This window comes from Rhodococcus sp. NPDC003348 (assembly GCF_053589375.1).
The window spans coordinates 36,482-50,564 of sequence record NZ_JBSFRT010000046.1 but is presented as its reverse complement, the minus strand read 5'-3'; the positions used below and the strand labels follow the sequence as shown (position 1 = coordinate 50,564).

Genomic DNA, 14,083 nt, shown 5'->3' with positions numbered 1-14,083 from the left:
CCCCACCCGCGAGCGGGTGGGGTCGCCGTCGTTCGGCCGATTGGGGCTCGGGTCAGTTCGCGGTGGCGGCGCCGGCGGCCCAGGTACCCTGCATCTCCGCGGTGCGCTTGCGGATCGATGCGAAACTGTGGCGAGCGGGGCTGAGCATCTGCGTGAACCAGTTGCGGTGGTGTTCCTGCAGGGCGGCGGCCACCTCGGGGATCAGGATGCAATGCACCCCGTCGACCATGCCAAGACGGTGCCGACCAGGCTGGGGAGAAGTGCTGCGCATGGTGTTCCTTCATCTCGATTTGGGTGGCCTGGCACGTCGTTCTCGAAGATAGTCGACGGGCGTGTGATCCCGGGTCATTTGGGCTGGATGGGCTTCGGGCGTGTTTGGTGACACACTGGGGTGCGTGTTACGAATCGGCCTCACGGGAGGCATTGGAGCTGGAAAGTCCACCGTGTCACGGATCCTCGGCGATCTCGGGGCCGTCGTCGTGGACGCCGACCTGATAGCGCGCGAAGTCGTGGAACCGGGCACCCCCGGACTGGCCGCTCTGGCAGCGGAGTTCGGTCCGGAGATACTGCAGCCCGACGGGCGGCTCGACCGACCGGCCCTGGCTGCCAAGGCGTTCGGTGACGAGGCGGCCCGCGGTCGACTCAACGGCATCTTACATCCCCTGATCGGTGCCCGGACCACCGCGTTGGTCGAATCGGCGCCTCCGGATTCCGTGGTGTTGCAGGACATCCCGCTGCTGGTCGAGGGGCGGATGGGGGCGATGTTCAATTTGGTCGTGGTGGTGTATGTCGACGCCGACGAACGAATCCGCCGTCTCGTCGAACTGCGCGGCATGCCGGAGGACGATGCGCGAGCACGGATCTCGTCTCAGGCGACCGACGAGCAACGTCGCGCCGCCGCCGACGTGTGGCTCGACAACAGCGGTCCGCCCGGCGCACTGGACCCGGCCGTGAAGGCACTGTGGGAGCGGCTGCAGCGATACGCGGAGAACATTGCGAATTCCGTTGCGGTGCGGGTGCCTCCGGTCCTGTCGCAGGCGGACCCGGAGTGGTCGGAGCAGGGGCGGAGGCTGGTCGAGCGGCTGCAATTCGTGTGCGGCGCCGACGCGGTCCGGATCGACCACGTCGGGTCGACCGCGGTGCCGGGCCTCGACGCCAAGGACGTGATCGATCTGCAGGTGACGGTCCGCAGTCTCGAAGCGGCCGACGAGTTGGCGGACCGATTGGCGAGGGCGGGGTTCCCGCGTGTCGATGCGGTGACCGGCGACGACCCGAAGCCGGTCTACGGGATCGGTGGTGAGGCGGATCCATCGTTGTGGGACAAGCGATTCCACGCTTCCGCCGATCCGGGTCGACCGGCGAACGTGCATCTGCGGGTGGACGGCTGGCCGGGGCAGCGCTTTGCGTTGGTGTTCCGGGACTGGCTGCGCGCCGACACGGACGTGCGTGACGAGTACCTGGCGATCAAGCGGACTGCGGAAGCGGCGGCGTCCGGTGAGCCGGACACGGCCGCCGCGACGGAACTGTACGTCGACGCCAAGACCCCGTGGTTCGACACCGCCTACCAGCGGGCCATGGCGTGGGCGGAGAGCACCGGTTGGGACGCGGGCGCGAGCGCCGGCTGACCGGACCGACGGGCCGCGTCAGCGCCAGCTGACCGGCATCCCTTCGGCCGCGAGCCAGGCGTCGAGGTCGTGGCCGTGGGCGGCGATGCCGTCCACGGCCCGGGTTGCGGTCGTGATGGCTCGTTCGGTGGTGCCGGCGTCGAGGAGGCCGGAGGTGTGGGCGGCGAGGAGTTCGTCGACGTCGAGCAGTTCGGTGTCGCGTCCGGTCCGCACCACCAGGTCCAGGTAGTGGTCCTCGGACCGCCACACGCGGTCGCCGCGGGTGAAGTCGCCGATGTCGACGTACCGGTCCTGGTCTCGGGCGTGGTACTGGCGGTAGTGGAAGATCGTCGCCCTCAGTCCCACGTCCGGCAGCAGCCAGGACTCCAGGTAGTGGAAGTGCGGATGGTCGGCGTGGCGGGCCATGTACAGGCCCCACGGCTCGACCCGGTAACGCTCGACCTGCCGGACGAATCCCTTCGGGTCGGTGTTCGTGAGGTCGGCGAGGTTGAAGGCCTCGACCTTCGGGGCGTGCACATCCATGCCTGGAACCTATCGCGACCGGCCTCCCGGTGCCTTGCGCCGTGGCGGTGATCGTGTCGGACCCTGCGCCTACCCTGGTGCCATGGCGTTTGCATCCGAGCATCCCGTGGTGGCGCATTCCGAGTTTCGGCCGGTGGGGGAAATCGAGCGATCCGACGGCCGGTTCGAGGTGGTCAGCGAGCATCGGCCTGCCGGTGACCAGCCGCAGGCCATCGCGGAACTGACGCGGCGGCTCGGTGACGGGGAGAAGGACGTGGTGCTGCTGGGCGCCACAGGAACCGGCAAGTCCGCGACGACGGCCTGGCTGATCGAGCAGGTGCAGCGGCCGACGCTGGTGATGGCGCCGAACAAGACCCTCGCCGCGCAGTTGGCGAACGAGTTGCGTGAGATGTTGCCGAACAACGCCGTCGAGTACTTCGTCTCGTATTACGACTACTACCAGCCCGAGGCGTACATCGCGCAGACGGACACCTACATCGAGAAGGACTCGTCGATCAACGACGACGTCGAGCGGCTGCGACACTCCGCCACGTCGAGCCTGCTCTCCCGACGCGACGTCGTCGTGGTCGCCTCGGTGTCGTGCATCTACGGTCTCGGTACGCCGCAGTCGTACCTGGACCGCTCGATCCAACTCGACGTCGGGGTGGAGGTGCCGCGGGACTCGCTGCTGCGGCTGCTGGTGGACGTGCAGTACAACCGCAACGACGTCGCGTTCACCCGTGGCTCCTTCCGGGTGCGCGGTGACACCGTCGAGATCATCCCGTCGTACGAGGAACTGGCGGTGCGAATCGAGTTCTTCGGTGACGAGGTGGAGGCGCTGTACTACCTCCATCCGCTGACCGGGGACGTGGTGCGGCAGGTCGACACGGTGCGGATCTTCCCCGCGACCCACTACGTTGCCGGTCCGGAGCGGATGGAACGCGCTGTCCGGGACATCGAGGTCGAGCTCGAGGAACGCCTGGCGGACCTGGAGAACCGGGGCAAGCTGCTGGAGGCGCAGCGGCTGCGGATGCGCACCAACTACGACATCGAGATGATCAAACAGGTCGGGTTCTGCTCGGGCATCGAGAACTACTCGCGGCACATCGACGGCCGGCCCGCCGGGTCGGCGCCGGCGACGCTGATCGACTACTTCCCCGAGGACTTCCTGCTCGTCATCGACGAGTCGCATGTGACGGTCCCGCAGATCGGGGCCATGTACGAGGGCGACATGTCCCGTAAACGCAACCTCGTCGAGTACGGCTTCCGGTTGCCGTCCGCCACCGACAACCGCCCGCTCACCTGGGAGGAGTTCACGCAGCGGATCGGGCAGACGGTCTACCTGTCCGCGACCCCCGGGTCGTACGAGCTGGGGCAGGCGGGCGGCGAGTTCGTCGAGCAGGTGATCCGGCCGACCGGTCTGGTCGACCCGGAGGTCGTGGTCAAGCCGACCAAGGGTCAGATCGACGACCTGGTGCACGAGATCCGCGAGCGCGCCGAGCGCGACGAACGGGTCCTGGTCACGACACTGACCAAGAAGATGTCCGAGGATCTCACCGACTACCTCCTCGAACTCGGCATCCGGGTGCGGTATCTGCATTCCGACATCGACACCCTGCGCCGCGTCGAACTGCTCCGGCAGCTGCGGCTGGGTGAGTACGACGTGCTGGTGGGTATCAACCTGCTCCGTGAGGGACTCGACCTGCCGGAGGTGTCGCTGGTGGCGATCCTCGACGCGGACAAGGAAGGCTTCCTGCGCAGCACCACCAGCCTGATCCAGACGATCGGCCGCGCCGCCCGCAACGTGTCCGGCCAGGTGCACATGTACGCGGACAAGATCACCGACTCGATGGCCAGGGCCATCGAGGAGACCGAACGGCGCCGCGAGAAGCAGATCGCCTACAACACCGAGATGGGCGTCGACCCGCAGCCGCTACGCAAGAAGATCGCAGACATCCTCGACCAGGTGTACGAGGAGGCCGACGACACCGACGTCGAGATCGGCGGGTCGGGGCGCAACGCCAGCCGTGGTCGCCGTGCCCAGGGCGAGGCCGGCCGGGCAGTCAGCGCCGGGGTCTACGAGGGCAGGGACGTGAAGTCGATGCCGCGCGCGGAACTGGCCGATCTGGTCAAGGAGCTCACCGACCAGATGATGAACGCGGCCCGCGACCTGCAGTTCGAGTTGGCGGGTCGGCTCCGCGACGAGATCGCGGACCTGAAGAAGGAACTGCGCGGCATGGATGCGGCCGGATTGCAATAGGCGGAACCGACGTTCGGAGCGGCGTGCGGGGCGTTACGGGAGCCGTGTCGGACCGAACGGCCGCCGCGGCCGTCGAGATAACGCGGTGCACCACGGGCGGGCAGGCCGTCGACAGGGGAGCGCGTCGGCGCCGGAGGCGATGTGCTCTCAGGTGGGGCGCGACGAGGTGGACAGAGTTTCCACCTCGCTGCACGGATCGACGAGCACCTTCGCGTGCACGTCGGCGCGCTCGAGCACGTCGAATGCGGAGGGCACGCCCGCGAGACCGACAGTGCCCGTCACCAGCGGGCTCGCGTCAACCTTGCCGTCGGCCAGCAGGTGGAGGGTGTCGTGGAACTCCAGCGGCGTGTAGCCCAGAACGAACCGCAGATCGAGCTCCTTGTTGACGGCCATCGCGGGCCGCAGCCTGTCCTCGCTCATGCATACCCCGACCACGACGACGCGCGTTGCCAGCGGGGCCGCGGCGAGGATGCCCTCCAGCATGCCGGGCACACCGACGCACTCGAACACGATCGGGTGGGGTTGGTCGGCCAGCCCGATCGCCTGGGCCGCGCGGTTCACGTACGCCCAGCCGGGCAGCTTGCGCAGGCGGTCCATGGTGTCGACTGCGTAGTCGAGTAGTTCCGGTGCCGAGAATCTCCAGCCGCGAGCGCCAGCTGCGTGCCAGGGTGAATCGACGGCCGGGTCGACGACGACGTCGGCCCCACACTCGGTCGCCAAGGCGCGACGTCCGGGGGAGAAGTCGCTGGCCACCACTGTTCGCACGCCCCTGGCCTTGAGGTGACACACCACGGCCAGTCCCACCGGGCCGCAGCCGAGAACGACGGCGACGTCCCTGCGTCCGATCTCGCTGCGGCGCACCGCGTGATGCGCCACCGCCATGGGCTCGGTCAGTGCTGCGATCTCGCTGTCGAGGCCGTCGGGGACGGCGAACGACAGCGACGCCTCGACCAGGACCTTGTCGGCAAACGCCCCCGGAGCCAGCGGGGACAGTCCGGTCGGGTGTGTTCCCCCTCGGGCCCGCACGAGCGGGAACGACACCACCCGGGTGCCCTCGGTGAAGGACTTCCCGGCGCCGGCGCCGGCGCCGCGCTCGACGACCTCGCCGCAGAACTCGTGACCCAACACCGTCGGGGAGTCGGACCGGATGATGTCGTGATAGTCGAGTTCGTCCATCACTCCGGCGAGTTCGTCCGCGTGTCTGCGTGCGTGGAGGTCGGAGCCGCAGATGCCGGCGCGGAGAACATTCAGCACGAGTTGGCCCCGGTCCGGATTCGGGTCCGGTAGTTCGACGATCGCGAGTTCCCCGCGGGCACACCGTACGGCCCTCACACTGCACCGCCGATGCGTGCGCGGTCGCGATGCGCGGCCTCCCCATCGGCCCGACGGGGAGCGAACACGGCCAGGAGATCTTGGAGAGGAGGCACGATCTCTCGCTTTTCGTTCGGTGCCGACGGTGAAATGCGTCGGCTGGCTGTCGGAGCCCGGGTGACTTCGAGTTTCCCGCCGTCGACGTCGGTGCGCAACCGTGCCTGGTCGAACACCGGTGACGCCGGGACTCAGCTGGTGATGTCCTTGCGCGCGAACCACCACCAGGCGGCGACCGCGAAGGCGGTGCCGTAGGCGAGCGCGGCGAACGAGCCGACGACGATGTCGTGCCAGTCGACCGTCGGTGCGAGGAATCGGGTCCAGGCGAAGGAGAAGTGCCCGGGGAGGTAGTCCCGCCAGTGGCCGAGCGCGGTGATCTGGTCGAGGATCTGCACCAGGATCGAGACCATCACCGTGCCGCCCACGGCACCGAGCGGGGCGTCGGTGAGCACGGACAGCAGCAGTGCCAGCCCGGCCACCCAGATCAGGTTGACCGCGACGTACCCGAGGGCGAGCGCGAGGCGGCCGATCGCCTCGCCGTAGCCGAGCGAGTCGCCGAACGGGGTGACCAGCGGTGCGGTGCCGTACGACACGGTGCCCACCGTCAACGCGACCACCACGAGCAGCAGCAGGGCCGCAATCGACAGGACCGCCGAGACGATCGCCTTCTGCTGCAGCAGCCGGCTGCGCGGAACCGGGATGGCCAGCAGGTAGCGCAGCGACGACCAGGACGCCTCGCTTGCGATCGCGTCGCCGAAGAACAGTGCGACGACAACGATCAGCAGGAAGCCGACGGACATCAGCAGGGTGAACACGGTGAAGTTGACCCCGCCCCGGGTGGCGAGCTCGATCAGATCGGTTGCGCCGGAATCGGATCCGGTGCCGCCGATCGCGAACGCGAGGACCAGGATCAGAGGCAACACGGCCAGGAATCCCAATGCGAGGTGGGTGCGGCGGCGCTTGCATTGCCGCACCAACTCGGTGCGCAACGGCAGCGTCCGCCCGGCCCGGTATCCCGGCGCACGGCCGTCCGCCGGGATCGCGACCTCGTCGGAGCGGGATCGTCCGATGCTCACGGTGCCTCCTCTCGATGATCCGACGTGTGCACCAACCGCAGGAACACGTCCTCCAGGCGGGTGGTCCGGGCCACGCGTCGGACCGCGACACCCGCGCCGACCAGTGCTCGCACCGCGTCAGCGGTATCGGTCTCCCCGAGGTCCACGCGAACCCGGTCGTCGCCGACCCGGTGCACGGGCGTGCCGAGAGCGGCGAGCGCGTCTGCGGCCGCGTCGGCGTCGTCGACGCGCAGTTCGGTGGCGCCCTGCGCGGAGGTGAACTCCTCGACGGTGCCGGCGGCGATCACCCGGCCGTGGTTCATCACCACCACGTCGGTGCAGGTCTGCTCGACCTCCGCCAGCAGGTGACTGGACACCAGGACGGTCCGGCCGCCCCGGGCATAGTTCACCAGGACCTCCCGCATGGTCGCGATCTGCGGCGGGTCGAGCCCGTTGGTCGGCTCGTCGAGCACCAGCAGGTCGGGCAGGCCGAGCATCGCCTGCGCCAGCGCGAGCCGTTGCCGCATCCCCTGGCTGTACGAGCGGACCTTGCGGGTCACCGCGTCGCCGAGGTCGGCGATTTCGAGCGCCTCGTCCATCCGGGCCTCGGACTCCGGACGCCCCGTGGCGGCCCAGTAGAGGCGCAGGTTGTCGATCCCGCTCAGATGCGGCAGCAGACCGGATCCCTCGACGAACGACCCGAGCCGGGACAGCACCGGAGCGCCCGGCGTCACCCGGTGTCCGAAGACGCGGATTTCGCCCGCGGTCGGGGTGATCAACCCCATGAGCATCCGCAGCGTCGTCGTCTTGCCCGCACCGTTCGGTCCGAGCAGGCCCAGCACCTGGCCCCGTCGCACCGTGAAGTCGACGCCGTCGACCGCGCGGAACCCGGTGCCGTACGTCTTGCGCAACCCGGTGACGACGAGCGGGGTGCCGACGAGTGCCGGGTCGACCTCCGCGACCGCACGGCGCCGGGACCGCAGCACCCCGATCGTCACCAGCGCGCCGATCCCGGCGAGGATCACGCCGATGCCCACGAGCGGGGCCACGGGGATCGCCCGACTGGACGACGACGCGGCCACACTGGGCACGGACAGGGTGCCGTCGGTGAGGGCGATCGTGAAGCGAGCCGGGGACAGCGGGTTCGCGTACGCCTGGTCGGTGGTGGTCACCGCCAGCTCCAGGTGATGTCCCTCCGGTACCTGGTGGCTGACGGCAGGAAGTGTCACGGACAGTGGAATCTGTTGCCCGGCAGGAGTATCCGGAATCCTGATTGCGGAGACGGCGCCCCCGGGCAGCACGTGACGCCCCTGAGGCGACACGTCGTACAGCTTCGCGTACAGCACCGCCTCGCCGGGCGGAGCCGACGCGGTGACACTCAACTGCGCGGTGGAGGTTCCGGTGACGGTCACCGGACGGTCCAGCGGAGCGGTGGCGAAGCGGGCCGTCTGTCCCGGGGGATCGGTCGACAATCCGGTCGCCTGCCCCGCGACGGCGAGCAGGTCCGCCGCCGAGCCCAGACCCGGCACCGACGACACCGCAGCCGGTGACGCTCCCGGAGGCCGGTCAACGGTCTGCGGTGGCCCGGACAGGGACAGCTGCTCACGCGGAACAGGGGCAGCGCTCGCGGTCAGGCCCGGATAGCTCGGTGCGGTCATTCGGCGGTAGGACGGCCGATCGCCGCCGCCCGTCCCGGGCAGCGTGAACACGAAGGGCAACTCGCGGTCAGTCGAGGTGCCGCTCGAGTCGCCGCTCAGCTGCGCGGTGAGGAACCGGGCGGCCGAGGCCCGGCTGCTCGGCGAGTCGCCGCCGGCGTCGTGCCCGCCGGGGAACCACCGCACCTGCACATCGGTGCCGGACGCGGCGATCTGCCGTGCCGTCGCGTCGGCCTGGTCGAGGCCGAACAGGGTGTCCTGCTCGCCCTGCAGGAGCAGCGTCGGCGCGGTGATGTGCTCGGCCAGCGCCGCGGGGGAGTGGGCGCGCAGCAGCGCCAACAGTTCCGGTGTCGGCAGACCCGTCACCGCCGCGGAACCGTAGGCGAGGCAGATCGACGGGTCGAAGCGCCCGCAGGCGTCGGCGCCCGGGGTCCCCGCCCCGGACACCCCCGCCCCGAAGAAGATCCCGGCCCACCCGCGCTTGAGGACGCCGGGGCCGCCGTACCCGGCGTCGGCCGGAGTCGCGGCCGGTTCGTGCCCGGGTCGGAGGCCGTGGTTCGGGAATAGGGCCTGGCCGAGGTCGTTCCAGGTGATCGCCGCGGCCACCGCATCGATCCGAGGGTCGCTGCCGGCGAGCATCAGCGCCAGCGCGCCGCCGTAGGACGCGCCCGTCACTCCGATCCGGGGATCGCCGACCCCGTCCAGTTCGACCTCCGGCCGCGCGGCCAGCCAGTCGACGAGGGCCCGCGCATCGGCCACCTCGCGATCCGGGTCGTTCAGCGAGATCGTGCCGGTGCTGGCGCCGAATCCGCGGGCGCTGTACGCCAGGACCACGACACCGTCGGCGGCGAGGTTCCGGGCCTGGTCCGCCAGAGTGTCCTTGGATCCGCCGAACCCGTGCGCGAGCAGAACGGCGGGCGCGGGCGTGTGCTGAGGCAGGTACAGGCTCGCATCGATGTTCACCTCGCCGGTGGTGCCCCGTGCTTCGGCGGTGGTGACACGCACGTCGGAGGTGGTGACGCCGGGCCGGCGGTCCGCCCGGTAAAGGCCGGTGCCGACTCCCGCGACGACCAGTAGCACCACGGTCACGACGGCCGCGACCCGCGGTGCGCGCGACCGGGTCGGAGACATGAGATCCAATCTAGTCAGACACGACAGATGTGGCTTGGCCCGCAATTCCCCCGCGCGGGACGGGCATCCGACTAGGGTTGCGGCGAGCAGCCGGGTTCTCCGACGCGGTTTCGCGCGGTGACCGGCGACGACCAACGCGCCACCGGGGACGGTGGGGCATGCGACAACCGGAGGAATGAATGAGTGCCTACCGCACCATCGTCGTGGGGACCGATGGCTCGGATTCGTCGCTGAAGGCGGTGGACAAGGCCGCGGCGCTTGCGCGCGACGCGGACGCCAAGCTCGTCATCGCCTGCGCGTACCACCCCGCGGATCCGAAGGACATCGAAGCGGCGCAGGACACGCTCGGTGAGGACGCCTACCAGATCACGGGTTCCGCGCCGACCGACGAGATCCTGCGCACGGCGCGAGAGCGCGCCCACGCGGTCGGGGCCGCGAACATCGTCGAGCGGGCCATCGTCGGCGCCCCCGTGGATTCGCTGCTCGGGCTGGTCGACGAGGTGAGCGCGGATCTGCTGGTGGTCGGAAACCGGGGGCTGAACACCCTGACCGGCCGGCTGCTCGGCTCGGTGCCGTCCGACGCCGCCCGAAAGTCGACCTGCGACGTTCTGATCGTTCACACCGTTCGTTGAGTGCGCCCTTCGCGTGCGTCGGCAGCTTGCCGGCGCACGCGAAGGCGTTTCGCGTGCATGCCCACGCACGCGCCGGTCTTCTATTGCACCGCAACCAGTTTGGACAGGACGTCGGGCAGGGGCCGGGCGTGCACGACGCCGAGGCGTTGTGTCGCCCGTGTCAGTGCGACGTACAGATCGTTCATTCCGCGCGGTGACGAGTCCACGATCAGCGCGGGTTCGACGATGATCACCACGTCGAACTCGAGTCCCTTCGCCTCGCGGACCGACAGCACGCTGACCGAATCGCCGTGTAGGTCACGGAACTCGTCCACGCCCTCCTCGCTGGTGATCACCGCGACCAGCCCCGGACCGGTCTCCGCGGCGACCCTGCGGCGCACCTCCACCGCCACGTCACCTGCCGGGGCCCGGTGTGCCCATGGCTGGTTCCCTGAGTCGCGCACCGACCGCGGCACCGCCTGCTGCGGGTCGATCGCCGCAAGCACGTCCTGCGCGACCGTCATGATCTCCGACGGCGTGCGGTAGTTCACCGTCAACTCGGTCAGCTTCCAGCGGCTGGCGACGTACGGCTCGAGCGCGGTCTGCCACGACGAGCTGCCCGCCAGATCCCCGGTCTGCGCGGTGTCGCCGACGAGGGTCATCCAGCGATTCGGGATGCGCCGCATCAGCATTCGCCAGGCCATCGCCGAGAGCTCCTGGGCCTCGTCGACGATGACGTGACCGAATGTCCAGGTCCGGTCGGCCGCCGCGCGTTCGGCGGCCGTCAACTGCTGCCGCATCTCGTGCCGCTGCGCGAGCTGGCTCGCGTCGACCAGGTCGTACGCCATCAGGATCTCGGGGTCGAGATCGTCCTCGAGGTCCTGGGGTGCGGAGCCGGTGAGGATGTCGAGTGCACCCTGCGCGTCGGCGATCTGCGCACGCCACTGCCGCGCCGCCCGCTCACGTTCGGCGGCGTCGTCGATCCCGAGCAGTTCGGCCAGTTCGTCGAGCAAGGGGGCGTCGGCGGCGCTGAACCCGGTGTGGCGCCTCCGGTGCAGCAGCGCCCGCTGCTCCGCGGTGAGGTCGGTGGCCGCGGACGCCAGTCGCTCGTCGGACTGCAGCAGATCCGTGAGCACTTGCTGCGGCGTCAGGTGCGGCCACAGCTCGTCGATCGCGGCCATCAACTCGGTGTCGGTCCGCATCTCGTCCCGGATGTCGGCGACGTCGTCGCGGCTGAGCAGGTTCGCCCCGCCGAGCACATTCGCTCCGAGAGTCGCCGCGAACTGGTCGGCGAGCGCCTCGATCACCGCGGAGACGAAGATCGGCCGGGCCAGGTTGTGGGGACGCCGCGACGACCGCGCGCGGCCCCGGGCCCGGGTGACGATCTTGCGGTCGAGGGTGACCGTGTAGGTGTCGAACGGCAGGGTGACCGGCGTGCGCGGCACCAACTGCCGGTCCCGGACCGCCTGTTTGAGTACCGCCACCATGTCCAGCGAACCCTTGATCTCGCCGGCCTCCAGCGAATCCTGCTGCGTGGCAACCACCCCGGGATACATGTCACCGATCGTGGACAGCAGGACACCGGTCTCACCGAGTGACGGCAGCACCTGCCCGATGTAGTCGAGGAAGGTCGCGTTCGGCCCGACGATCAGCACCCCGGACTTCGCCAGCTGCTGCCGGTAGGTGTACAGCAGGTATGCGGCACGGTGCAGCGCGACCGCGGTCTTCCCGGTGCCCGGGCCCCCCTGGACCACCATCACCGACTTGTGGGTCGAGCGGATGATCGCGTCCTGTTCGGACTGGATGGTCTCCACGATGTCGGTCATCTGTCCGGTGCGGGCCGCGTTCAGTGCCGCCAACAGTGCGCTCTCGCCGGCCACGCCGCCGTCGTCCGAGACGACACCGGCCCGCTGCGCCGCGGCCAGGTCGAGGTACTCGTCGCCCAGACCCGTCACCGTGCGGCTGCGGGTGCGGATGTGCCTGCGCCGCGTCACACCCTCCGGGGACGCCGTGGTGGCGAGGTAGAACGGCCGGGCCAGCGGCGCCCGCCAGTCCAGCAACAGCGTCTCGTAGTCGTTGTCCTCGTCGAGGATGCCCACGCGGCCGATGTACCGGTGGCCGTCGCCGTCCGCCGCGTCCGGGTCGAGATCGATGCGACCGAAGCACAGGCCGTTCTCCGCGGCGTCGTACTTGGCGATGTCCTCGGTGTACATCTGGGTGAAGGACTCGCGTTCGCTGCGGGCCTGCGGGGTGCCCCCGGTTTGCAGCAGCACCGTCGCCAGGCGGGACTTGGCGTATTCGCGCAGTCCGTCGAGGCGGTCGTACAACATCGTCAGGTACTGCTGTTCGCGCTCTCGGTCGGCGTGGACCTCGTCGGGCAAGTGATCTCCTCGGGCGGAAACACGGGCAAAAAGGGCCCAGTGATTCTAATCGCCCGGGCGGATGTCCGCAGAAACGCCTGCTCGACGCGCACCGAATCGCCATCGGGTCTGATTGAACGGGCCCTTGCCGAAACCGAACGCCGTGACCGGCGCGACCCGGTACACCAGGGCAGGTCCGCCGCCGCCGCGGAACCCGTCGGTCGTCACCTCGAATCGCCACTGCGGCCCGTACTTCGCCACGTAGGCGTCGGCGATGCGCAGCAGGGTGGGGACGTCACGGTCCGGTTCGGCGTACCCCTCGACGACCACGTCGAAACCCTCCGCGTAGGAGTTGGTTCCTGTGGTGAGCGCGACCGCCGGGTTGTGGCGCAGGTTCAGCGCCTTGCGTTCGCCGGGGCCGGTGCAGAAGTGCAGTGCCTCGTCCATCCAGACACCGATCAGCGGCGTGACGTGCGGTCGGCCGTCGGGACGCACCGTCGTGATCCAGTAGAGCTCCGCGTCGGTGAGGACCTGGCGGCCCCACTCCCAGCTCACCGCCACGGTCCCCGGCTCGCTGTACCGGGTGTCGAACTCGGTGATCGGCTCGGTCATCGGTTGCCCCTCTCACTCGGTGGGCCACGGCGGCACGTGGCGCCGGCGGGTCAGCTCACCAGCCGCGCTCCTGCCACTCGGCGAGGAACGGTCGCTCGGCGCCGATCGTGGTGTCGCGGCCGTGTCCGGGATAGACGACCGTGTCGTCCGGGAACCGCTCGAACAGCTTGGTCGTCACGTCTCGGTACAGGGAGTCGAACTTCTGCGCGTCCGCCGTCTTGCCGACACCACCGGGGAAGAGGGAATCCCCCGTGAACAGGTGCACCTGGCCGGAGGCGGGGTCGGTGAGCGCGAGCGCGATCGACCCGTCGGTGTGACCGGAAAGGTGAATCACCTCGAGTGCGAGCCTGCCCACCTCGACGAGGTCGCCGTCGGTGACGGTGCGGGCCGGCACCACCGGCAGTGCCGGGGCGTCGAGGGGGTGGGCGATGGTGGGTGCGCCTGTCGCCGCAGCCACGTCCGCGAGCGCGAGCCAGTGGTCGGGGTGCTGATGGGTGGTCACGATCGAACCGAGATGCGGAGCCGCGGTCGCGAGCAGGCTGGTCAGCCGGTCCGCCTCGTTCGCCGCGTCGATGAGCAGGGACTCCCCGGTGCCCGCATCCACCACGAGGTAGGCGTTGTTGTCCATCGGGCCCACCGAGATCTTCGTGATCGTGGCGTCCGCGATCGTGCGGCGCTGTGGGTCGGCGCCCTGCGTCAGCACCCCGGTGTAGTGGTCGTCGATGTGCATCTGCTGCCGTTCCATGAGGGGAGGCTACCGTCGCGGCGGCCTCCGCGGGGTCCGGGAGCGCGCGTCGTGTCCGATCCGACGCCCGCGTCGGTGTGGACTGCGATGCCCGCGTCGTATCACCTGCGACGCCCGCGTCGGCGCGGAGTCGTGTCGGACAGTCGGCCTACCATGTGGA

Annotated in this window: 11 protein-coding genes; 3 read left to right on the top strand and 8 right to left on the bottom strand. The window is 69.7% G+C overall.

Annotation, left to right across the window (positions count from 1 at the left end; all coding sequences use genetic code 11):
- Positions 1-52: 52 nt before the first annotated feature.
- Positions 53-229 carry a hypothetical protein gene (locus ACWDU4_RS23925; protein WP_450116425.1) on the bottom strand — a complete coding sequence of 59 codons (177 nt, stop codon included), beginning with the start codon at positions 227-229 and terminating at the stop codon, positions 53-55.
- Between the two features lie 166 nt (positions 230-395).
- Between ACWDU4_RS23925 and coaE the strand changes: the two genes are divergently transcribed.
- A complete protein-coding gene (gene coaE, locus ACWDU4_RS23920) occupies positions 396-1,625 on the top strand; it encodes a dephospho-CoA kinase (RefSeq protein WP_450116424.1) in 1,230 nt (409 codons plus the stop codon).
- Positions 1,626-1,643: 18 nt separating this feature from the next.
- On the opposite strand, the gene ACWDU4_RS23915 is transcribed toward coaE, so the two are convergent.
- Complete coding sequence (locus tag ACWDU4_RS23915) at positions 1,644-2,147, bottom strand: DUF402 domain-containing protein (protein ID WP_450116423.1); 504 nt, start codon at positions 2,145-2,147, stop codon at positions 1,644-1,646.
- Between the two features lie 82 nt (positions 2,148-2,229).
- On the opposite strand from ACWDU4_RS23915, the gene uvrB reads away from it, so the two are divergent.
- The gene (gene uvrB, locus ACWDU4_RS23910) at positions 2,230-4,386 is read left to right on the top strand and encodes an excinuclease ABC subunit UvrB (protein WP_450116422.1); all 2,157 of its coding nucleotides are present in this window, start codon (positions 2,230-2,232) and stop codon (positions 4,384-4,386) included.
- 147 nt (positions 4,387-4,533) lie between these two features.
- On the opposite strand, the gene ACWDU4_RS23905 is transcribed toward uvrB, so the two are convergent.
- The 3 genes from ACWDU4_RS23905 to ACWDU4_RS23895 all read right to left on the bottom strand — a co-directional run bounded on the left by ACWDU4_RS23905 (position 4,534) and on the right by ACWDU4_RS23895 (position 9,595).
- On the bottom strand, positions 4,534-5,718 hold the full coding sequence (locus ACWDU4_RS23905) for a zinc-binding dehydrogenase (RefSeq protein WP_450116421.1): 1,185 nt from the start codon (positions 5,716-5,718) through the stop codon (positions 4,534-4,536).
- A gap of 227 nt (positions 5,719-5,945) precedes the next feature.
- Positions 5,946-6,830: an ABC transporter permease gene (locus ACWDU4_RS23900; protein WP_450116420.1), complete on the bottom strand. Its 885-nt coding sequence runs from the start codon at positions 6,828-6,830 to the stop codon at positions 5,946-5,948.
- Entirely contained in the window at positions 6,827-9,595 is a 2,769-nt protein-coding gene (locus tag ACWDU4_RS23895) for an alpha/beta fold hydrolase (RefSeq protein WP_450116419.1), read from the bottom strand. Before ACWDU4_RS23895 ends, ACWDU4_RS23900 begins: the two co-directional genes overlap by 4 nt.
- A gap of 179 nt (positions 9,596-9,774) precedes the next feature.
- Here ACWDU4_RS23895 and ACWDU4_RS23890 point away from each other — a divergent pair, with 179 nt between their 5' ends.
- Positions 9,775-10,227, top strand: coding sequence for a universal stress protein (locus tag ACWDU4_RS23890; protein ID WP_450116418.1), 453 nt, complete (start codon positions 9,775-9,777; stop codon positions 10,225-10,227).
- A gap of 80 nt (positions 10,228-10,307) precedes the next feature.
- On the opposite strand, the gene ACWDU4_RS23885 is transcribed toward ACWDU4_RS23890, so the two are convergent.
- From ACWDU4_RS23885 to ACWDU4_RS23875, 3 genes are all read right to left on the bottom strand, one after another.
- Positions 10,308-12,536, bottom strand: a complete 2,229-nt coding sequence (locus tag ACWDU4_RS23885) for a HelD family protein (RefSeq protein ID WP_450116429.1) — start codon at positions 12,534-12,536, stop codon at positions 10,308-10,310.
- Positions 12,537-12,632: 96 nt separating this feature from the next.
- Complete coding sequence (locus ACWDU4_RS23880) at positions 12,633-13,178, bottom strand: pyridoxamine 5'-phosphate oxidase family protein (protein WP_450116417.1); 546 nt, start codon at positions 13,176-13,178, stop codon at positions 12,633-12,635.
- Between the two features lie 55 nt (positions 13,179-13,233).
- A complete protein-coding gene (locus ACWDU4_RS23875) occupies positions 13,234-13,923 on the bottom strand; it encodes an MBL fold metallo-hydrolase (RefSeq protein WP_450116416.1) in 690 nt (229 codons plus the stop codon).
- Positions 13,924-14,083 lie beyond the last annotated feature (160 nt).